Raw genomic sequence first — 19,433 nt, forward strand, 5'->3', positions numbered from 1 at the left:
TTAGCCACTGGTAAATGGTTCGACAGGCTCACCATGACAATAGCGTCTTCGCGTCTTTGCGTGAATTTATAAAGTCAAATATTTACTCTTTATTAAATTATAATGATGCATTTCGTGCCCGGCAATATGGTAGCCTAAAGCCCTAACGGTGGCATCATTAGCGCTGCCGGTGCCATGCCCCATCCTGTCGAAGGCTTCTTCGGGCAGGCCGTTAAACAGGGCAATGGTTGCCAGCCTTACTGCTTCGTACTCTTCAAAGATATTATCCAGATTGCGTTTATCCGCGCCCGAATATTTGGTATAGCTATCCTGATCGAAGCCAATGAGGTTTTGCTTCTCGTTACGGGCAAAGCGCAGGGCGCGGTATGCAAATATGCGTTCGTCGTCAATAATGTGTACCAGCGTTTCTTTAATGCTCCACTTGCCCGGTGCATAGCGGTAGAGCAAGCGTTCTTCGGGCAGCGAATAGATAAGTTCCCTTACCCTGTAAAAGTTATTCTGCAGGTATTTAAGCAACAGCCCGTCGGTTGGTATCAGTTTCATATACATGATAGCGTACGGTGGGTAATCGCCGGGCTTGGGTGGTTGTATAACGCGCATATTTACAGGTGGTTTGTTGTGCTGTAAAAATAAAATATAAACGCTGCAACATTTTATAAATTATCATCGTCTTTGCAGCAAACAGTCGGATTTTTTTTGATGAAACTTAAATATACACTCGCGTTATTCTTTTTGTTAAATATAACTGCCGTCTTCGCACAAAACGGAAAAGAAAAGGCCGCATTCCTTACTCAAAACTCTGCTACCTGGAATGGCAGTTTTAAAAACATGGAGCGTGTGTTTACCCACGAGGTTTTAAAGAACCAGCTATTCATGATAGGCGAAGGGCATGGCATAGCCTACTCTTACGATTTGCAGTATGACCTGGTGAAATATCTGCAACAAAAAGCCGGTGTAAAGTATGTGTTTATGGAATTAGGCTACCTGGATGGCATCCTGTTAAATGATTACCTAAAAACCGGTAACGATTCGGCATACTTGGCGGGTTTTGAAAAATACAACGGTACCTATTACTACAACAAAAGTGTGCACCAGCTTTTTAAGAAACTTTATAGCCTAAACAAAACCCTACCCCAAGGTAAGAAGATAGTTATACTACCTGTTGATATTGAGCACGGTTATCGTAAAGCCATTAAATACTTACAAGACAATATGTTTACCGGCGCTAACGCCAATACACCTGTTGGTTTAGCCCTTAATAAAATTGACAGTGAAAAAGGTGTTGGGAAAGAAATAGCTGCAGAAATGGTGAGGATATACCCTGCTTATAAAGCCGATATTGATACTTATAAAAAAGTATTAGGTGGCCGTTTTGACGATGCCGATTTCCTGCTGCGGAATACTTTTGAAATGCTGAATATTGCCCTTAAAAAAGCAGCCGATACCCGCCGTGATAGTGTGATGCTGGAGAATTTCAACATCTACAAGCAACGCTATCATCTGGAGAATGAAAAGCTTGTAGGCCTGTTTGGTGGCTTCCACGTAAAGCAAACCGACCAGCCTAATGATATCAGGTTCGCGTCGTTGTTAAAGCGGTCGGGCGCTGTTAAAGGCATTTGCTCGGCATTAATGGTTTACAATGCGGGATATATTATGATGCCAAAGGGAAGCAGCGATACCACTAAAACCGGCAATAAATACAAACAAGTAGCCAATACTTACGATTATTTCACCGGCAGCTTTACCGATGGTGACCTGTTAACGCCATTTAATAATAGCGGTAAAGCCGTGCTGTTTAACCTGACAGCTAAAGGCACACCCTTTAAAGGCCAGAAAAGCTTTTTAATGGATAAAGACCAATATGCTAATGTTGATGAAATGTTCCAGCTATTGATCCTGATCAACAACTCCCCTGCTACTGAACCGTTGACAGGGGGAATGGATAAATAGTATTAAACCCTTACCGCGCGTCAATTACGAGCATAGCAATCCTCGATATGCAAGCCGTTTATGCACTGGCTACGAGATTGCCGCGTCGCTATCGCTCCTCGCACTGATACGTTTTTTTAAACAAAGAAGCCCTTGCTTTTCGGCAAGGGCTTCTCTAAATCCTTCGACAATCTCAGGATGACAATTTTACTTATTAAAATGGCCGATGATTAAACTGGCCAGTTCAACACCTATACGCTCCTGGGCTTCGTTTGTGGCGGCGCCGATGTGCGGGGTTAATGATATTTTTGGATGAGACAGGATCTCCTGGCGAGGCGTAGGCTCGTTATCAAACACATCTAAAGCAGCGTATGATACATGGCCGCTGTTAAGGGCATCTATTAATGCCAACTCGTCAATTAAACCACCACGTGAGATATTGATCAGCTGAACACCTTTTTTCATCTGCGCCAGTTCCTCGGCACCAATTAAGGCTTTATCAATAAATGGTGTATGCAGGGTTATAAAATCGGCAGTTTTGATGATCTCGTCAAGCGTTGCTGTTTTAACGGTTACGTTAACTTTTGTACCGCCTGTACCTAAAATTATCTCCACTTCAGGGTTAAACTGGAACAGATCGTAAGCAATTACATCCATACCAACACCTATTGCAATTTTGGCAACCTCACGGCCTATACGGCCAAAGCCTACAATACCCAATGTTTTACCACGTAGTTCAACACCTTTTGCGTAAGCCTTTTTCAGGTCGTTAAATTTGGTGCCGCCTTCAACAGGCATTTTTCTGTTACTGTCATGCAGGAAACGCACACCCGTAAACAACTGTGCGAAAACCAGTTCGGCAACAGATAATGATGAAGATGCCGGTGTGTTATACACGCCGATGCCTTTGCTTTTGGCATAGTCAACATCAATATTGTCAACACCTACCCCACCGCGGCCAATAAGCTTCAGGTTTGGGCAAGCATCAATTAATGCTGCGCGTACTTTTGTAGCGCTGCGTACAGTTATAGCATCAAACTCCTGTAAACGAACAGGCAGTTCATCCTGTGGGATGTTATTGGTTTCAACAAAGAATCCGGCATCTTCCAGCATTTTTTTGCCTATCGGGTCGATACCATCATTAGCTAATATTTTGATCATCTTATTTGGTCATTAAGTCATTGGTCATTGAGTCATTGCCATACTAAAATGACTAATGACTCAATGCCCCAATGACAACGAAGTGAATTATTTATTTTTCTCAGCAAACTCGTTCATGGCTTCAATAAGCACATTAACACTTTCAATAGGCAACGCGTTATAGATAGATGCGCGGAAACCGCCTACACTTCTGTGGCCTTTTAAGCCAACAATTCCTTTTTCGTCGCAAAGTTTCAGGAATGGTTTTTCGTGCTCAGGGTTTTCGGCCACAAAGCAAACATTCATGTGCGAGCGGTCTTCAGGCGCGGCAACGGCTTTAAATAGCGGGTTGCTGTCAATAGCATCGTAAAGCACTTTTGCTTTCGCATTGTTCTCCAGTTCGATAGCCGGTACGCCACCTTTTGCTTTTAACCATTTAAGGGTAAGCATAGATACGTATATAGCAAAGCAAGGAGGCGTATTATACATTGATCCACCTTCTATCTGTACCTGGTAATTGAACATAGCAGGTATTTTGCGGCCGGTTTTACCTAAAAGATCATCTTTAACAATAACCAAAGTAACACCCGCAGGGCCCATGTTTTTCTGAGCGCCGGCATAGATCAAACCAAAATCGGCAACGTTAACGGTGCGGCTGAATATATCTGACGACATATCGCAAACCACCGGTATCGGCGATTTTGGGAACTGGTGCAGCTGTGTGCCGTATATGGTATTGTTTGATGTAATGTGGAAGTACGCTGCATCGGCAGGTACGGTATAATCTTTTGGGATGTAAGTAAAGTTACTTTCTTTTGAGGTAGCAACTATCTCCACATCGCCAAAGAATTTTGCTTCTTTAAGTGCTTTGTTTGCCCATACGCCTGTTTCCAGGTAAGCAGCCTTGCCGCCTTCAGGCAACAGGTTATAAGGTGCTAATGCAAACTGTGTGCTTGCACCACCTTGTAAAAACAAAACAGAGTACCCTTCAGGAACACTGAAAAGTTCTTTTACGAGGCTTACGGCTTCGTTCAATACTGCTTCAAATTCCGGCGAGCGGTGTGAAATTTCCAGCAGGGAAAGACCGGTTCCGTTAAAATCAACTACTGCTTCTGCAGCCTGTTTTAAAACTTCGTGAGGTAATATGCCGGGGCCGGCACCGAAATTGTGTTTCATAATGGTTGAACTATATTTGACTAATAACTAATTATCAACTTTGTATTAAGAAAGGCCGAAGTTAATAAATTCGACAAATTTTATAGACTATTTTTTTAATTTTTATAAAAATATAGAATTTATATGCCGTGCAGACCCTTTATTGCAATTATAATATCGCAAGGCCTATATCTAGGGAATAAATTATCAAACTGATAAATTCACGATCGCTTTAGCAGGGAAATAGCCGCGGATTGGTCGGCTGCCGAGAATACCGAATTACCGGCTACAAAAACGTTGGCTCCGGCCTCAATCAGGCCTTTAATATTTTGTTCGCCCACGCCCCCGTCAACCTCTATATACAGGTTTGGGTTGCTGTTGGCGCTCATGGCTTTTACCTCGGCAACCTTGGTATAGGTATGCTCAATAAACTTTTGCCCGCCAAAACCCGGGTTTACCGACATCACCAGCACCAAATCCAGATCGGCAATAATATCTTTTAACATGGCCGTCGGTGTAGCCGGGTTAATGGCCACCCCTGCCCTGCAGCCCAGTTGTTTTATAGCCTGCACGGTGCGGTGCAAATGCGGGCAAGCCTCGTAATGTACAGTGATGCTATCTGCACCTGCTTCGGCAAAATCTTTCAGGTAACGGTCGGGGTCAACAATCATCAGGTGCACATCCAGCGGTTTGGTGGCGTGCTGCTTAGTAGCCTTCACCACCGGGAAGCCAAAGGATATATTCGGTACAAACATACCATCCATAATATCTACATGAAACCAATCGGCTTCACTGTTATTTATCATTTCAACATCGCGCTGCAGGTTGGCAAAATCGGCAGATAATATAGAAGGTGCTATCAGGTGGTTCATAGCGGTAAATATAGGGATATTGTTTTAAGGTTGTAAAGTGATATGCCTATATTGTACTTAATACGAGTGTAAAATTAAGAGGCAAATAAAAAGTTTATAAGGTTGTCCAATCCGTAAAAACTCAATTGTTATTGGGGTATAAAACAATACTTCAATAAATTATAATTTAACATCATGAACGAGTACGCATTAATTATGAGGCACGAGGACGGTACCAAAGTGGCATCGCCCGAGCAGATGCAGGCATGGATGAAACAAACCATGGACTGGATAGGTGGCATTGCAGCCCAAAACAAATTTGTAAGCGGTACGGGCCTGCCTTTTGACGAGGCTAAGGTGGTAAGACACAGTAAAGTAGTAACAAACGGTCCGTTTGGCGATATCAAGGAAACCATCGGCGGTTTTATCATCGTAAGGGCCGAATCGGCAGACGAGGCTGCTGAATTTGCTAAGGAATGCCCCGTGCTACAAGGCGAAGGCAACACGGTTGAAGTGAGGAAAATAGCCAAAAACGATAACATACACTAAAACTAATCTCATGAAAGATTATATATTAATTTTCAGGGCCGATTATTCATATATGGCCGGGATGTCGGCAGACGAAAGGCAAGCCGTAACCCAAAGGTACATGGATTGGATAGGTGGTATTGCAGGTAAAGGTAAACTGCTTGACAGGGGGAATCGCCTTGCACCTACAGGTAAGGTGGTGGCTGCAAAGAATGTGGTTACCAATGGCCCTTACACCGAGGTGAAAGAATTTATCGGAGGCTATTCTTTGATCAGGGCCGAATCTTACGAAGAGGTGGTTAAGCTGATGGATGGCTCACCTGTTTTTGAGTTAAACGGTAAAATAGAGATCAGGGAAATCACCCCTATGTAAACAATGATACGGCCCTGCTATACGGCAGGGCCATTTTAATATGCAGCAGCAAGAACTTATACCGCATTTATTTAGAACCGAATTTGGCCGGATAACGGCCGTACTGTGCAAACTATTTGGTTTTGATAATGTGAGCGTGGCAGAAGATATTGCAAGCGAAACCTTTTTAGCTGCCTTAAATACATGGCCATATAAAGGCATACCCGAAAACCCACAGGCCTGGTTGTATGCCGTAGCTAAGAATAAGGCAAAAAACAGCCTTTCACGTAATCAACTTTTCAAAGAAAAAGTAAGCCCGGCCATACAGGCCGAACACCCTGCCGAAGATGTGATGGAAATAGACCTGACCGACCGGAACATAAGCGATAGCCAGCTGCAAATGCTTTTTGCTGTATGTCACCCCTCTATCCCACCCGAGGCACAGATAGGCCTTGCCTTGCGTATCCTGTGCGGTTTCGGGATTGATGAAATAGCCCATGCCTTTTTAAGCAATAAGGAAACCATCAACAAAAGGTTGTTCAGGGCGAAGGAGAAACTGCGTACAGAGCATATTAAGTTGGAGTTCCCGGCCGAAAGTGAGCTGAATACTCGCCTGCAAAATGTGCTTACCACGCTTTATCTACTGTTTAGCGAGGGGTATTACTCAGAAACTGAAAATGAAATATTGCGTAAGGACCTGTGCGAGGAAGCCATGCGACTAACAAAAATGCTGATCGATTACACTTTAACCAACAAGCCTGAAGTGAACGCGCTGTTTGCCCTCATGTGTTTCCAGGCATCCCGCTTTGCGGCAAGAAAAGATAAAAATGGTGAGGTTATGCTATACGATGACCAGGACGAAAGTATGTGGGATAAGCAACTGATAACAATAGGCGTTACGCATTTAGGTATGGCCGCGCAAGGTAGCTACCTGTCAAAATATCACTTGGAAGCCAGCATCGCTTACTGGCATACCATTAAAGCTGATACGCCTGAAAAGTGGGAGAACATACTGCACTTATATAACCATTTACTATCGATTGAATATTCTCCGGTTGCGGCATTAAACCGCACCTATGCGCTTGCCAAAGTTAAAGGTAAAGAAGCAGCAATCATAGAAGCCGAAAAACTAAACCTAAGCAATAACCCATTCTACCACACACTATTGGGTGAATTATATAAAGATATTGACCTGCTGAAAGCCAAAGGACATCTTATTAACGCCCTGCACCTGGCCAAAACAGATACCGATAAAAAAACGATCTACGCAAAGATAGAAGCTTTATAATAAGCTTTATATCACCATTTCCGGGATATCACCCTCAATGATCAGCTTACCGGCAGTTGCAGCTTTAATCTCTTCAACAGTAACACCGGGCGCACGTTCAAGCAGTTTAAAACCACCTTCGGGCAATACATCAAGCACCGCTAATTCGGTTACTATTTTTTTAACGCATTTAATACCGGTTAAGGGTAATGTGCAGTTTGGCAACAGCTTTGATTCGCCGGCTTTGTTTACATGCTGCATAGCCACAATAATGTTCTCTGCAGATGCCACCAGATCCATAGCGCCGCCCATGCCTTTTACCATTTTACCGGGGATTTTCCAGTTGGCTATGTCGCCATTCTCGGATACTTCCATAGCGCCAAGGATGGTTAGGTTTACTTTTTTGGCGCGGATCATTCCGAAGCTCATGGCCGAATCAAATACCGCCGAGCCCGCCAGTTTGGTAATGGTTTGTTTACCGGCGTTAATAGTATCCGGGTCCTCCTCTCCCTCAAACGGGAAAGGCCCCATGCCTAAAAGGCCGTTTTCTGATTGCAGTATCACATCTACATCATCGGGTATATAATTTGCTACCAGCGTTGGGATGCCAATACCCAGGTTTACGTAGTAACCGTCTTTAACTTCTTTGGCAATTCGTTTTGCGATGCCTGTTTTGTCTAACATATCTTTTTTTACTATATGTCATTGTGAGGAACGTAGTGACGTGGAAATCTCATAGGACATACGGATATGCTGAGATTGCCGCGTTATCGCTCGTAATGACATGGTGGTTATTTAATTATCGCGTTTCCTAACCGTCCGTTGTTCAATCCGTTTCTCGTAATTCTCTCCCTGAAAAATGCGGTGCACATATATGCCTGGGGTATGAACGTTATCAGGGTCAAGTTCGCCGGGTTCAACCAACTCTTCCACCTCGGCAATGGTAATTTTACCCGCCATGGCCATAACAGGATTAAAGTTACGTGCGGTAGAGCGGTACACCAGGTTACCCAGCCTATCGCCCTTCCAGGCTTTTACAATGGCAAAATCGGCATCAAAGGCCATTTCCATCAGGTAATCCTTACCGTTAAAATTGCGTACTTCTTTGCCAATGGCTACTTCGGTACCGATACCTGCCGGGGTAAATATAGCGGGCATACCATAGCCCGCCGCCATACAGCGCGTAGCCAATGTGCCTTGCGGGATCAGCTCCACCTCCAGTTCGCCACTAAGCAACTGGCGTTCAAACTCGGCGTTTTCGCCAACGTATGAAGAGATCATTTTTTTAACCTGGTGCTGGTGCAGTAACAGGCCGATGCCAAAATCATCTACACCGGCATTATTTGATATACAGGTAAGGTCCTTCACCCCCTTTTTAACAAGTGCAAGGATAGTTTTTTCGGGAAGGCCGCACATGCCAAAACCGCCCAGCATAAGTGTCATGCCGTCTTCTATATCGCGTATGGCCTCGTCGGCGCCGCTCACAACTTTATTCATGTTTTATAATTGGTTGCGGTAAAATTAGGTATTTTGAGCGAAGCTTACCAGTAAAATTACTATGCAAGCATAATATTTTTTGATCTCCCCAAACACATCATCATTATTACCTTTTTATGTTCTGGTCACTTTTAAAAATACAGGCATATATTAATTTCCTTTCTTATTCCATTTTTTAAAATAGAACAAAGCTGAGCACAGCAAAAAGCGACCTTTTTAGTCTTTTTTTCGCCTCTTTTCGCCCTTTTATGACAATAAAAAATATATTAAAGTATAAAACAGGTAAAAATTAAACACCTTTTATAGATATGTTACATATACGCATCTGTTCCGTTTTATTCAAAATGGAATAGAATTGGACAAAATTTAATTAACCTAAGATTAAAAAACACAAACAATTAAACAATAAAAGTCTTTACCTATATACATCAATATATAAACACCATGACAGCATACAACGATAACAACCAGGACCCAAAACCCACCGCTACACGTATAGATGACGACAGCAATTTGGAAGAAAAAGACCTTCGCCGCACTGCATTTATGTTTGGCAGCGAGGAAAAAACGGGTAAAGAGCCCGGTATGGAGGGCAGCCCGGCAGGCGGACAACGCTTTGGCGAAAACAGCAACACCCCTTCAGGCGATGATAAGAATAACCCATCGCAAAACGCGGGTAATAATAACGGGTATTTCAAGCGTACGGAACCGTCTGACGAGCACCCGGAGTACAACAACTTTAAGGATCCCATCCAGTTAGGGCAGCCGAACTTCACAGAAGCCAGCGGTGCTGTGCCAACGGGGCAATCTGATGCGGAGAACACCGCGCCTGCAAAAGAGGGTGCGGATGATGATAAAGATGCGGATAACAACCGGAACGAATCGCAGCAAAGTTACCAGGAAGGCACTGCCGATGGTGATGATAATGTGAACATCCCGGGGCCAAATGAACTGCCTGATCAGCAAAAGGTTGGGGAATAAGATAGATGGTGAGTGGTATAACAGTAGACCTGCACTACTCACCATTCCACTCACTACTCTCTGGCTATTACCACTTAAACGTCTTCGTAATAAAAGCTATCAGATCATCGGCCATTGCCTGCTGTTCTTTTTCGCTGGGATGGCCGGGTGTGTTTTTATAAGCAAAGAAGTGTGTATAGATATTTTTATCCTGTAAACCGGTTATAGCTTTTTCAATATAGCCCGGCCATGGCGAGCCTTCTTTAGTGGCATCCATAGCACCTAATGCGCATATAATTTTGGCTTTTGGATATTTACCCCTAACTAAGGTGATGAATTTCTGATACGACTTTATAATAAACTCCGGTGTTGGCGGCGTGGTGCCAAACAGCCTTTTAAACTCCGGGTAATCTTTATTTTTGGTGAGCCAGGCATCATTCTGGCCAAGGTTTACAATCACCAGCTCGGGAGTGTACTTCTTAAAATCCCATTTGGCGGTCGAGTCGTGCGCACTTACTCGATCGTAAATATCGGGGGTGGTATAATTAAACCAGCTTATTAAAAAACCTATCCCGCTTTTTGATATGGAGTGATAATATGCATCAAAATGGCGCGCAGTAATATTAGCATAGCTTTTGTACCCGTTCTCAAACTCGGCTGTGCCCCTGTCTTTACCCTCAATATCTTCAATGGCATACCCACAGGTAATAGAATTACCATAATACTCTATTTTATGGGCAAAGTTTGGCGGCGGCAATATCTTACCATCTATATTAAAACTGTAAAACGATAATGTACCCATATCATACTCGGTACGTTTAAATAATTCCAGGCGGTGTTTGCCTTTTGGCAAACCGGTTACCAGTGTATATTCGGTTGGGGTTTGAGCAGGCTGGATGGCTGTATTGGTTACTTTGCCATCAACCACCACAGTTACCCTGTCCATGCCGGTATTATCTTTTAAAGTAGCCTTAGCAGCGGTGCCTTCAAAGTTTATCAATACGGACGATGCCGTCCAGGTGAGCTTCGCCGCGCTGTCGGTAAGCGCTATCCTGCCCATAAATTTGATATTATGGTTATCAAAATTGATAATGGTTTGCGCACGGCTGGTAAACGTGGCAAGTGCTAAGGACAGAAAAAATGCAAAACGTTTCATGTGTTAAGTATTGTTTTATTAACTCTTTCACTTGTCATGCTGAAATTTTGCAGCACTTATTCGCCGCCATGCCTATTCGTTATGCACAGTTCGCGAATAGATCTTTCGTTATCGCTCAGGACGACAAGTTGAAATAAATTCCGTATTTATTTTAAATATACATAAGTAATACCGTCACCGCCCCTGTCGGGGTGCTCATCTTCCATGCGGTCAACCTGGTCGTACTTTTTAAGGTATTGGCGTATCATCTTTCTTAAAATGCCATCCCCTTTACCATGTAATATCTTCAGGTTGCCAAAACCCATCATTAAAGCGCGGTCAAACAGTTTTTCAATCGCAAACAAAGCATCCTCAGTACGCATACCTCTTACATCAATCTCGGGGCTAAAACTGGCTATATCGCTGGTATGGCTGGTCATTGATTTGCGCAATTCCTTCGGCACAGCGGCTTTGGTAACTTTCTCTAAACGTTTACGTTTTACCACGGTGCGCAATTCACCCATGGCAATCACTACGTTGTCCTTTATTAGTTCGATGATCTGCCCGGTGGTATCACCATCTATCAGTTTCACCCAATCGCCGGGTTTAAGTTCCCCGTCGGTTGCAACAATAGGTTTTACCACATCTTGCTTAACCGTATTTTTCTTAACCTCGTTGTTTAAATTTTCGCGCAGGGTACGGGTAACTTCCTTATCGGCATTGCTGCTCTTTATTTCGGCAATGGTATTTTCAACCAGCTTATTTGCATTCAGGATGATGTTTTTTGCTTCCTGTTTTGCTTCCTTCAGCAGCGTTTTGCGGTTTTCATCCAAAAAGCTTTTCAGCTCCTCGTTTTCGGCAAGCAGGCTATCCACACGGCGCTGCTGTCTGTCCAGCTTTTGTTTGGTATCGAAGATCTCTTTCTTCTCGCGTTCCAGGTCAACCAGCAGGCTATCTACCTTTTTTTGGCCGCTGCTTATTTTGTTTTTAGCCAGGTTTAATACATTTTGCGGCAGGCCGATCTTCTGGGCTATCTCAAAAGCGTACGAACTGCCGGGTTTGCCTACCTCCAGCATGTACATTGGCAGCATTTCGGTATTGTTAAACAACATGGAAGCGTTCTCTATGCCTTCGGTGTTGCTGGCGAAGATCTTTAAATTAGAATAGTGCGTGGTAACCATGCCCCTCACCTTTTTATGGTTCAAAGCTTCCAATACGGCTTCGGCTATCGGGCCGCCAAACTGCGGGTCGGTACCGGTACCAAACTCATCAATCAGTATCAGCGTTTTACCGTTGGCATCCTCAACAAACTTTTTCATTTTTGAAAGGTGCGCGCTGTAAGTACTCAAATCACTTTCTATCGACTGGTCATCACCAATATCAACAAACAACTGCTTAAACACGCCTGCCACGCTATCGGGACTTGCGGGTATCAATAAGCCCGCCTGTACCATCATTTGCAGCAGGCCAACGGTTTTCATGCAGACAGATTTACCGCCTGCATTCGGCCCAGAAACCACAATAACGCGTGTACCTTCATCAATGGCCACGTTAAGCGGCACAACCGCTTTATGCTCCTTTTTAAAGTTAAGCAGCAACAAGGGGTGCCTTGCATTGTAAAGTTTCAACCTTGCCTCATTCACCAGCTTTGGCATTTCGGCTTCAATATCAATGGCAAACAAGGCCTTGGCGCGCACAAAATCGAGCTTGGTAAGCAAACCGTGGTATGATAACAGGATAGGCACATAAGGGCGCAACTCGTCTGTTAAGGCGGTTAGTATCTTGATGATCTCGCGGCGGCGGTCAAACTCCAGGTCGCGGATGCGGTTATTCAGCGAAAACACCTCCTCAGGCTCCATATAAACCGTTTGGCCCGATGCCGATTCATCATGTATGAACCCTTTTAACTTGCGCTTGTTCTCGGCCAGTAAAGGGATACAAATGCGTCCATCGCGCACGGTTAATGAGCCGTCGGCCGTCCACCCGTTGCCTGTGGCGGTTTTAAAGATCTGGTCTATTTTTTTACGGGCTTCCTGCTCGGCCTTGGCAATACCGGTGGTAATATCCAATAGCTCGCGCGATGCATTTGGCCTTATTTTTCCTTTCGGGTCAATAACCTGGTCAATTTTTTTGATTATAGCTTTCTCAATGGGCAGGTGCTCAAACAGGGCCTCGAGGTTTGGGTATACGCCCTCGCGCTCATTAAAATAAGCGATAACCGCGAAAACCGTAGTTAGCGACGCCTGTACACGGAAAAACTCCTCTTCGGATAAAAAAGAACCTTCAATGCGGGCCTTATTGGCCAGCGTTTTTATATCGTAAAAATTATTGATAGGCAGGGCATCATCGTTTTGCAGGATGTTCTTAAACTCGTTTGCCTGGTTCAGAAACTTATTGATCAGGTCGTAATTGCTCATTACCTGTATCTTATCAACCATTTCCTGGCCCATAATACTCAGGCAATGTGCTTTTATCAGTTCTTTTATTTCTGTAAACCCAAGCTTATCAGCACTGTTTTGGGGGTATAACATTATTTAATTTCCTTTAAAACCGGTTTTAATGATGGATCAGGTGTTGATGATTTGGGTGTAGGTACAGGCGTTGGGCCAGCCGGCGCGGGCTTGGCTTTAGCAGCTTCGGCAGCTGTTACTTTATTCAATGAATCAACTTTAGCCTTTATAATAGCCTCAATCTTACTATATATGTCTTGTATCTTTTCCGGTTGTTTACTATAATATTTAAGGCTTTTTTTATAAACCGCGTCGGTTGTGTGGTGCCTTTTAAATAAGGCCACATATTTTTGGCTCGAGTATTTGTACATGCTGTCAGGCACTTGCGGCACCTGGTATACCGATCCATCGGTTAAGTGTATATCAAGCAGCAGGCTTATCATATCCTTCTCATTCAGTACACCCTTTGGCCGGTCCTCGGTTTGGCATGCGGTTAAAAAAAGCAATACTGAAAAAAACAAGCTTATATATTTTTGCATTCTGTAATTTAGCGGCGTTTATATAACGCAAAATTACGATAAATGAGCATAGCGGATAATATTAAAAGCTTAAAAAAAGAAACTAACGAAATAAATGTTACCCTGCTGGCTGTTTCAAAAACAAAACCGGCAGCCGACCTGCAAGAGGCATACGATGCCGGGCAGCGTTTATTTGGCGAGAACATAGTACAGGAACTGGTTGAAAAGCACGAGCAATTACCTAAAGATATTGAGTGGCACCTGATTGGCCACCTGCAAACCAATAAGGTTAAATATATAGCGCCATTCATCAGCATGATACAATCTGTAGATAGCCTGAAGCTTTTACAGGAAATTAACAAACATGCCGAAAAAAGTAAACGTGTTATTGATTGCCTGCTGCAAATTTACATTGCCGACGAGGAAACAAAGTTTGGCCTGGGCTTTGACGAAGCTATTGAACTGTTACGCAGCGATGAATACGCGGCCTTAAAAAATATCCGCATCCGCGGGTTGATGGGTATAGCCACCAATACCGATAGCGAAAAGCAGATAAAGGAAGAGTATTACGAGCTGAAAACCTTTTTTGATGGTATTAAAGTTAGCTTTTTCCGCAAGGAGGACTCTTTTGATACCTTATCAATGGGCATGTCATCAGACTATAAGCTGGCTATTGAACAGGGCAGCAACATGGTGCGCCTGGGCAGTACCATATTTGGCGGCAGGGTAATTAAACACTATAAGAATAATTAGTGGGTGGTTGATTAAGTAAGTGGTGATTAGTTAAAAACAAAAAATCACATTGGGCCTAATGACTCAATGACCTAATGAACTCAATGACAAATAATAATTTTAACATTCGTATAGCCGAAAAACAAGATTGCCCGCGCCTGCTGGAGCTTATTCATGAACTTGCTTTGTTTGAACGTGCACCCGAAGAGGTGACCGTTACGCTGGAAGAATTTGAAGATGCAGGATTTGGCAGCAAACCTGTTTGGAAAGCATTTGTTGTTGAGGCCGACGGTAAAGTAGTGGCATTTGCTTTGTACTACGTACGCTATTCTACCTGGAAAGGCAGCCGTTTGTATTTGGAAGACCTGATAGTGACCGAAGAATACCGTGGCAAAGGCATTGGTAAGCTGTTGTTCGACAGGTTATTTCAGGAAACCCGCGAACTGGGCTTTAGCGGTATGGTTTGGCAGGTGCTTGACTGGAACGAACCGGCTATAAACTTTTACAAAAAATACGGGGCCAATATTGAGGCCGGCTGGTTAAATGCATCTTTATCAAAAGAACAGATAGCTAACTTATAACTATGAAGGTAACATCATTACTATTTTTAGCGGTACTGGGCCTAAGCTCATGCCAGTGGGGAACCCCGGCAAAACAAGTACCGGCTGCTATTTTTACGGATACTCTTACTTACACCTACCGGGCCATACATGAACGTGCTGCCGATTGTGGCAGCAAACCTGATAGTACCTGTACGGTGGTGGATATAAAATACCCGCTTTTTAAGGGGCAGGGTGTTTTAAACGATACCATAAAACACAAGCTGCTTAACATATTTATGTTGGGCGAAAAGCCGGACACCGGCCTTAACAGCCTGGCCACTAATTTTTTAAAATCGTACACTGATGCCAAAAAGGATGATCCGCGGTCGGCAATGTTTTACACGCTTGAGAGCTACGCCAGGGTGATTCGGCAGGATTCGGCTTTGCTGGCTTTAGAATATGGAGGCTATTCATACCAGGGTGGTGCGCATGGCGGCAGTTTTAAAGGGTTTATTAATTGGGATACCAAAACCAATAAGAATGTAACGCTTGATGATATTTTAGTGGATGGTTATAAACCGCAACTAACCAAAATTGCCGAAAAGATATTCCGTAAAAATGAAAAACTGACCGATACCTCATCGCTAAAGAACGATTACTTTTTTAAGGATGACAAATTCGCGCTGAACGAGAATTACTCGATAACCCCGGCAGGCATCCGTTTTGTTTATAACCAGTATGAGATAAAGCCTTATGCCGCGGGGCAAACAGAATTGATAATCCCCTATTCACAAATTAAAACATTAATGCGGCCGAAGTCTGTCGCTTCACAATACATATATAAAAATGCTGGTATTTAAGTTCGGCGGGGCGTCGGTTAAGGATGCGCAGGGGGTTATAAACCTGGGCAATGTGGTTAGCACTTATTCGGGGAATGAAATTTTAGTGGTCGTATCTGCCATGGGCAAAACTACCAACGCGCTCGAAAAATTGACGGATGCCTATTTTAACGGTGCTGATGATCTGCATGAGATATTCGAAGAGATAAAAAATTATCATTACCAGATAGCGCATGAGCTGTTTGGCGACGGCCACCCTGTATTTGATGAGATAGCCAATACCTTTGTTGAGATAGATTGGGCTATTGAAGATGAACCACACGATGATTACGACTTTATTTACGACCAGATCGTATCCATTGGCGAACTGGTATCAACCCGCATAGTAAACGCCTGGTTTAACCATAAAGGCATCACCAGCAAATGGCTTGATGTTCGCGGCTATATACATACCGATAACACCTACCGCGAAGGTGTGGTTGATTGGGATAAAACCCGTGCAAGCATCCAAAAAGATATCCCGGCCATGCTTAACAAAGGCATTGTAGTAACACAGGGCTTTTTAGGCGGCACATCTGAAAACTTTACCACTACCCTTGGCCGTGAGGGTTCCGACTACACGGCATCCATTTTTGCGGCCTGCCTTGGCGCTGAATCTGTTACCACCTGGAAGGATGTGCCCGGCATTTTAAACGCCGACCCAAAGTTTTTTGCCGATACCATTAAGTTTGATGAACTAAGTTACCAGGAAGCTATAGAAATGACTTACTACGGCGCAAGTGTTATCCATCCAAAAACCATAAAGCCACTGCAAAACGCCAATATACCGTTACTGGTTAAGCCCTTTACACATCCTGATGCACCCGGTACGGTGATCAAAGAGAACGCGGTCAACAAGTTTGAAAAACCGGTTATCATTATAAAACAAAAGCAGGTATTGTTATCCATATCCGCTAACGATTATTCGTTTATATCAGAGAGCCATTTGAGCGAGATCTTCGGCTTGTTTGCCAGGTACCACGTAAAGATGAATATGATGCAAACATCGGCCCTGAGCTTTACCGCTTGTATTGATTACACTGCCGACCGCTTTGAAAAGTTATTACAATCACTTAAAGAAACTTTTAAGGTAAGATATAATAATGAGCTCACCCTTATTACGTTAAGGCATTACACCGATGCAGCAGTTGCAGAGCTAACAGCCGGTAAAACCATATTAATGAAGCAAACCAATAGGAACACCGCGCAGGTGGTATTGAGATAGTAAGATCGTTAGGAACATCCTGTTTATTCTTAAATTTACTCACCCGCCATCGCTACGCTTGTCGACCCTCTCTGCTTCGCAAAGAAAGTGAGGAAAGCAAAGCTGTCGAATGACTAAACTAAGCGCTGATATTGCTATAACAATAATAACAGGCATGAAGCTAAAACAGCCGTAAACGTGTTCAGAAAGTTTACTTCGTTGTTATTCATATAACCTTTACGCTCCAGCGTGGCGCCTAATACCGAATCGGCCATGTTGCCGATGGTGCCGGCTATCAGGATGTTGAAGAATGTTCCGTTCCAGCCGAACGTAAATGAATAAACGCACGCAATAGCGGCCGAACCAGCTATGCCGATCAGTGTACCTTCCAGGCTGATGACGCCATCCATGCCCTTTTCATCCGGCTTTAAATTAAGGATATTATAAAAACGCCTGCCATAAACTGTACCCAGCTCTGATGACAAGGTATCTGCCGTAGCCGAAGCGAAAGCGGCAGCCATAAATACAGTTGCCAGTAGTGTATTATCGGGCATGGTAACTGCCAATATTCCCAATATTGCAGGTAAGCCGCCATTGGCCAACACTTGCCGCGCGTCGCGCTTTTGGGGGTGTTCGGCTTCACCTAAGTATCTTTTTTCTCTCTTTTTATGTGATGTAGCTAAAATCGACAGTACAAAAAATACAGCCAGCATGGAAATGCCTGTATAGCCCGTGCCTAGGTAAATGCATAAACCAATAAACCCGCCGGTTATCGCCCCGCCCTCGGTTAGTTTGCCGGTTTTGTAACTGGCATAACTGGCCGCTATCAGGAGGATCAGAAAAACAATTTGCGGTATTGGCATTGTGGTATCAAACATAATAACATTACTTTAAAAAACACACGGTCATTACTTTGAGCGATAGCGTGGCAATATTCGCCTGGTTACATAAAAAACGCCCTTAGCTTTTGCTACAGGGCGTTTTGGGTAATTGATCTAAATTATTATTACTTGTGATTTTCGTGCTTGCGGGTGTTGTCCCTGTTTGATGTTTGATCGGAGCGCTGGCCACCGCCGTTGCTTATCCCCTTTTGCTTTTGTGTTTCCTTAGCGTCGTTAAAAGCGCGGTCGGCAGTTGGTGAGCCCTGGCCGGTTGGGTTGTTTTTAAGATCCTGAGTTTTCATAACAGATGTATTTAGTTTATAAATAAGCTTTAGCAGCCTTTGTTATATCCTTGCAACAACTGTGCCTATCTGCTTTGGTAAATAGTATTATAAACCTCCATCAGGTACATAGCTTCCATCATAGAGGCATTAAAGTCGTCCCATTCGGTGTCGGTGAACACAAAATTAATATCACGGTTTGGCGTACACAGTACTACCCTGTCAGAGCCATCAGGGAACGGGAAACACCTGTCTTCAAAATCCATCTCCTGCGTAAAGCGATGGAACGACATGAATTGTTCGGGTGTAAAACACAGCATCAAATTTTGATGCCATATATTTATCATTCCGCATTCGGCACAATGGCTTATTACCGTTTGGCCCTTCTGGGTAAGTATCCTGGTTTCGCACATAATGGTGATGTTTTAATTGGTGCCTGTTTCGCCCGCGGCAAACGCTCTAAAATACCGCAGGCAAACACAGGGCTTATTATCTTTAATTATTCATTTTTGGGGCTATTTTAATGTTGTACTACCATCTGCCTGGTAAGCAAACCTGAAGGTATAAAACCTTGAAGTCGGCCTTGTTGCTAAATCGGCAAATGTTGGCGTAGTGGTATCAGGGTTGCCTTTGTAATAGCTTTTCATTTCCAACTTAGCATACTTACCATCGGTAGTTTTTATGACGATGATCTTGCCCGGTACCGGTAGTATAGCATGTTGCGGTGCAGTTTCGGCAGTATAAGTGTACCAGCCCGTAATTGCGTTTGCGCCTGTAGCATCGGTTTTATAACCATCTGTTGGTGCTGTAGCAAGGTCGGCAAAGGTGTTATTTACAACCTGCGCCTGTGTTGTGCCTGTACCAGATGTACCACCATTTACAAAAATGCTTGTAGCGGTGAATTTTATGTCCCATTTATTGCTGGTGATATCGGTACCGGTTACTTCGGCGTTTTTGCTTAAGCTGTAATAAACATCACGGCCTGTGCCGTCTAAATCGGCAACGGTATTTACGGTAAGGGTTACAGGTTTTACAGGCTCAGGTGCGTTATCATTGTCTTTTGAACAAGAGGTTACCAATAAAGCAGTGCTGCTAAATAATACTAATGCCAGAGTTTTAAATTTATTCATGTT

At 43.7% G+C, this 19,433-nt stretch carries 22 protein-coding genes; 9 read left to right on the plus strand and 13 right to left on the minus strand.

The features are described from left to right. Window positions 1–66 precede the first annotated feature (66 nt). A complete protein-coding gene (locus tag IDJ75_RS06330) occupies window positions 67–600 on the minus strand; it encodes a DinB family protein (protein WP_191174732.1) in 534 nt (177 codons plus the stop codon). A 99-nt stretch (window positions 601–699) separates the two neighbouring features. Here IDJ75_RS06330 and IDJ75_RS06335 point away from each other — a divergent pair, with 99 nt between their 5' ends. Continuing rightward, on the plus strand, window positions 700–1,950 hold the full coding sequence (locus tag IDJ75_RS06335; protein WP_191174733.1) for a TraB/GumN family protein: 1,251 nt from the start codon (window positions 700–702) through the stop codon (window positions 1,948–1,950). Between the two features lie 186 nt (window positions 1,951–2,136). Here IDJ75_RS06335 and IDJ75_RS06340 read toward each other — a convergent pair whose 3' ends face one another. The 3 genes from IDJ75_RS06340 to rpe form a co-directional block, all read right to left on the minus strand. Next, the gene (locus tag IDJ75_RS06340) at window positions 2,137–3,090 is read right to left on the minus strand and encodes a D-2-hydroxyacid dehydrogenase (protein WP_191174734.1); all 954 of its coding nucleotides are present in this window, start codon (window positions 3,088–3,090) and stop codon (window positions 2,137–2,139) included. An 87-nt stretch (window positions 3,091–3,177) separates the two neighbouring features. Next, window positions 3,178–4,245: a 3-phosphoserine/phosphohydroxythreonine transaminase gene (gene serC, locus IDJ75_RS06345; RefSeq protein ID WP_191174735.1), complete on the minus strand. Its 1,068-nt coding sequence runs from the start codon at window positions 4,243–4,245 to the stop codon at window positions 3,178–3,180. 200 nt (window positions 4,246–4,445) lie between these two features. Next, the gene (gene rpe, locus IDJ75_RS06350) at window positions 4,446–5,096 is read right to left on the minus strand and encodes a ribulose-phosphate 3-epimerase (RefSeq protein WP_191174736.1); all 651 of its coding nucleotides are present in this window, start codon (window positions 5,094–5,096) and stop codon (window positions 4,446–4,448) included. 174 nt (window positions 5,097–5,270) lie between these two features. Here rpe and IDJ75_RS06355 point away from each other — a divergent pair, with 174 nt between their 5' ends. The 3 genes from IDJ75_RS06355 to IDJ75_RS06365 are packed head-to-tail and all read left to right on the plus strand — an operon-like array spanning window position 5,271 to window position 7,243. Beyond that, on the plus strand, window positions 5,271–5,624 hold the full coding sequence (locus IDJ75_RS06355; RefSeq protein ID WP_191174737.1) for a YciI family protein: 354 nt from the start codon (window positions 5,271–5,273) through the stop codon (window positions 5,622–5,624). Window positions 5,625–5,634: 10 nt separating this feature from the next. After that, complete coding sequence (locus tag IDJ75_RS06360) at window positions 5,635–5,976, plus strand: YciI family protein (RefSeq protein WP_191174738.1); 342 nt, start codon at window positions 5,635–5,637, stop codon at window positions 5,974–5,976. 40 nt (window positions 5,977–6,016) lie between these two features. After that, window positions 6,017–7,243 carry an RNA polymerase sigma factor gene (locus IDJ75_RS06365; RefSeq protein WP_191174739.1) on the plus strand — a complete coding sequence of 409 codons (1,227 nt, stop codon included), beginning with the start codon at window positions 6,017–6,019 and terminating at the stop codon, window positions 7,241–7,243. Window positions 7,244–7,249: 6 nt separating this feature from the next. Here IDJ75_RS06365 and IDJ75_RS06370 read toward each other — a convergent pair whose 3' ends face one another. Both IDJ75_RS06370 and IDJ75_RS06375 read right to left on the minus strand, forming a co-directional pair. Continuing rightward, on the minus strand, window positions 7,250–7,906 hold the full coding sequence (locus IDJ75_RS06370; protein WP_191174740.1) for a 3-oxoacid CoA-transferase subunit B: 657 nt from the start codon (window positions 7,904–7,906) through the stop codon (window positions 7,250–7,252). Between the two features lie 111 nt (window positions 7,907–8,017). After that, window positions 8,018–8,719, minus strand: coding sequence for a CoA transferase subunit A (locus tag IDJ75_RS06375; protein ID WP_191174741.1), 702 nt, complete (start codon window positions 8,717–8,719; stop codon window positions 8,018–8,020). Between the two features lie 444 nt (window positions 8,720–9,163). Here IDJ75_RS06375 and IDJ75_RS06380 point away from each other — a divergent pair, with 444 nt between their 5' ends. Beyond that, window positions 9,164–9,700 carry a hypothetical protein gene (locus IDJ75_RS06380; RefSeq protein ID WP_191174742.1) on the plus strand — a complete coding sequence of 179 codons (537 nt, stop codon included), beginning with the start codon at window positions 9,164–9,166 and terminating at the stop codon, window positions 9,698–9,700. Window positions 9,701–9,767: 67 nt separating this feature from the next. Here the strand turns inward: IDJ75_RS06380 and IDJ75_RS06385 are convergent, their stop codons facing one another. The 3 genes from IDJ75_RS06385 to IDJ75_RS06395 all read right to left on the minus strand — a co-directional run bounded on the left by IDJ75_RS06385 (window position 9,768) and on the right by IDJ75_RS06395 (window position 13,803). Beyond that, window positions 9,768–10,835 (minus strand): GDSL-type esterase/lipase family protein, encoded by a 1,068-nt coding sequence (locus IDJ75_RS06385; protein ID WP_191174743.1) that lies wholly within the window; start codon window positions 10,833–10,835, stop codon window positions 9,768–9,770. A gap of 146 nt (window positions 10,836–10,981) precedes the next feature. Continuing rightward, entirely contained in the window at window positions 10,982–13,345 is a 2,364-nt protein-coding gene (locus IDJ75_RS06390) for an endonuclease MutS2 (RefSeq protein WP_191174744.1), read from the minus strand. Further along, complete coding sequence (locus IDJ75_RS06395) at window positions 13,345–13,803, minus strand: DUF4296 domain-containing protein (protein WP_191174745.1); 459 nt, start codon at window positions 13,801–13,803, stop codon at window positions 13,345–13,347. Before IDJ75_RS06395 ends, IDJ75_RS06390 begins: the two co-directional genes overlap by 1 nt. A gap of 42 nt (window positions 13,804–13,845) precedes the next feature. Between IDJ75_RS06395 and IDJ75_RS06400 the strand changes: the two genes are divergently transcribed. The 4 genes from IDJ75_RS06400 to IDJ75_RS06415 all read left to right on the plus strand — a co-directional run bounded on the left by IDJ75_RS06400 (window position 13,846) and on the right by IDJ75_RS06415 (window position 17,159). Continuing rightward, window positions 13,846–14,535: a YggS family pyridoxal phosphate-dependent enzyme gene (locus IDJ75_RS06400; protein WP_191174746.1), complete on the plus strand. Its 690-nt coding sequence runs from the start codon at window positions 13,846–13,848 to the stop codon at window positions 14,533–14,535. Window positions 14,536–14,618: 83 nt separating this feature from the next. Continuing rightward, window positions 14,619–15,095: a GNAT family N-acetyltransferase gene (locus IDJ75_RS06405; protein WP_191174747.1), complete on the plus strand. Its 477-nt coding sequence runs from the start codon at window positions 14,619–14,621 to the stop codon at window positions 15,093–15,095. Window positions 15,096–15,097: 2 nt separating this feature from the next. Then, window positions 15,098–15,916, plus strand: coding sequence for a DUF3298 and DUF4163 domain-containing protein (locus tag IDJ75_RS06410; RefSeq protein WP_191174748.1), 819 nt, complete (start codon window positions 15,098–15,100; stop codon window positions 15,914–15,916). Then, the gene (locus IDJ75_RS06415; protein WP_191174749.1) at window positions 15,903–17,159 is read left to right on the plus strand and encodes an aspartate kinase; all 1,257 of its coding nucleotides are present in this window, start codon (window positions 15,903–15,905) and stop codon (window positions 17,157–17,159) included. Before IDJ75_RS06410 ends, IDJ75_RS06415 begins: the two co-directional genes overlap by 14 nt. Before the next feature lie 134 nt (window positions 17,160–17,293). Here the strand turns inward: IDJ75_RS06415 and IDJ75_RS06420 are convergent, their stop codons facing one another. The 4 genes from IDJ75_RS06420 to IDJ75_RS06435 form a co-directional block, all read right to left on the minus strand. Continuing rightward, window positions 17,294–18,016, minus strand: a complete 723-nt coding sequence (locus IDJ75_RS06420) for a DUF92 domain-containing protein (RefSeq protein ID WP_224746499.1) — start codon at window positions 18,014–18,016, stop codon at window positions 17,294–17,296. A gap of 128 nt (window positions 18,017–18,144) precedes the next feature. Next, window positions 18,145–18,321: a hypothetical protein gene (locus tag IDJ75_RS06425; RefSeq protein WP_191174750.1), complete on the minus strand. Its 177-nt coding sequence runs from the start codon at window positions 18,319–18,321 to the stop codon at window positions 18,145–18,147. Window positions 18,322–18,386: 65 nt separating this feature from the next. Then, window positions 18,387–18,713 carry a DUF6686 family protein gene (locus tag IDJ75_RS06430; RefSeq protein WP_191174751.1) on the minus strand — a complete coding sequence of 109 codons (327 nt, stop codon included), beginning with the start codon at window positions 18,711–18,713 and terminating at the stop codon, window positions 18,387–18,389. A gap of 102 nt (window positions 18,714–18,815) precedes the next feature. Further along, window positions 18,816–19,430: an HmuY family protein gene (locus IDJ75_RS06435; RefSeq protein WP_191174752.1), complete on the minus strand. Its 615-nt coding sequence runs from the start codon at window positions 19,428–19,430 to the stop codon at window positions 18,816–18,818. Window positions 19,431–19,433 lie beyond the last annotated feature (3 nt).

Source organism: Mucilaginibacter rigui (genome assembly GCF_014773275.1).
In the GTDB taxonomy this organism is placed as follows: Bacteria; Bacteroidota; Bacteroidia; order Sphingobacteriales; family Sphingobacteriaceae; genus Mucilaginibacter; species Mucilaginibacter rigui_A.

Bases quoted from the DNA above. Each gene is read 5' to 3' on its own strand.
- IDJ75_RS06390 (WP_191174744.1), bottom strand. From the start codon at position 13,345: ATGTTATACCCCCAAAACAGTGCTGATAAGCTTGGGTTTACAGAAATA.
- IDJ75_RS06370 (WP_191174740.1), bottom strand. From the start codon at position 7,906: ATGTTAGACAAAACAGGCATCGCAAAACGAATTGCCAAAGAAGTTAAA.
- IDJ75_RS06360 (WP_191174738.1), top strand. From the start codon at position 5,635: ATGAAAGATTATATATTAATTTTCAGGGCCGATTATTCATATATGGCC.
- IDJ75_RS06415 (WP_191174749.1), top strand. From the start codon at position 15,903: ATGCTGGTATTTAAGTTCGGCGGGGCGTCGGTTAAGGATGCGCAGGGG.
- IDJ75_RS06425 (WP_191174750.1), bottom strand. From the start codon at position 18,321: ATGAAAACTCAGGATCTTAAAAACAACCCAACCGGCCAGGGCTCACCA.
- IDJ75_RS06335 (WP_191174733.1), top strand. From the start codon at position 700: ATGAAACTTAAATATACACTCGCGTTATTCTTTTTGTTAAATATAACT.
- IDJ75_RS06420 (WP_224746499.1), bottom strand. From the start codon at position 18,016: ATGTTTGATACCACAATGCCAATACCGCAAATTGTTTTTCTGATCCTC.
- IDJ75_RS06365 (WP_191174739.1), top strand. From the start codon at position 6,017: ATGCAGCAGCAAGAACTTATACCGCATTTATTTAGAACCGAATTTGGC.
- IDJ75_RS06410 (WP_191174748.1), top strand. From the start codon at position 15,098: ATGAAGGTAACATCATTACTATTTTTAGCGGTACTGGGCCTAAGCTCA.
- IDJ75_RS06405 (WP_191174747.1), top strand. From the start codon at position 14,619: ATGACAAATAATAATTTTAACATTCGTATAGCCGAAAAACAAGATTGC.
- IDJ75_RS06330 (WP_191174732.1), bottom strand. From the start codon at position 600: ATGCGCGTTATACAACCACCCAAGCCCGGCGATTACCCACCGTACGCT.
- IDJ75_RS06430 (WP_191174751.1), bottom strand. From the start codon at position 18,713: ATGTGCGAAACCAGGATACTTACCCAGAAGGGCCAAACGGTAATAAGC.
- IDJ75_RS06385 (WP_191174743.1), bottom strand. From the start codon at position 10,835: ATGAAACGTTTTGCATTTTTTCTGTCCTTAGCACTTGCCACGTTTACC.
- IDJ75_RS06355 (WP_191174737.1), top strand. From the start codon at position 5,271: ATGAACGAGTACGCATTAATTATGAGGCACGAGGACGGTACCAAAGTG.
- IDJ75_RS06435 (WP_191174752.1), bottom strand. From the start codon at position 19,430: ATGAATAAATTTAAAACTCTGGCATTAGTATTATTTAGCAGCACTGCT.
- IDJ75_RS06340 (WP_191174734.1), bottom strand. From the start codon at position 3,090: ATGATCAAAATATTAGCTAATGATGGTATCGACCCGATAGGCAAAAAA.
- rpe (WP_191174736.1), bottom strand. From the start codon at position 5,096: ATGAACCACCTGATAGCACCTTCTATATTATCTGCCGATTTTGCCAAC.
- IDJ75_RS06375 (WP_191174741.1), bottom strand. From the start codon at position 8,719: ATGAATAAAGTTGTGAGCGGCGCCGACGAGGCCATACGCGATATAGAA.
- IDJ75_RS06400 (WP_191174746.1), top strand. From the start codon at position 13,846: ATGAGCATAGCGGATAATATTAAAAGCTTAAAAAAAGAAACTAACGAA.
- IDJ75_RS06380 (WP_191174742.1), top strand. From the start codon at position 9,164: ATGACAGCATACAACGATAACAACCAGGACCCAAAACCCACCGCTACA.
- serC (WP_191174735.1), bottom strand. From the start codon at position 4,245: ATGAAACACAATTTCGGTGCCGGCCCCGGCATATTACCTCACGAAGTT.
- IDJ75_RS06395 (WP_191174745.1), bottom strand. From the start codon at position 13,803: ATGCAAAAATATATAAGCTTGTTTTTTTCAGTATTGCTTTTTTTAACC.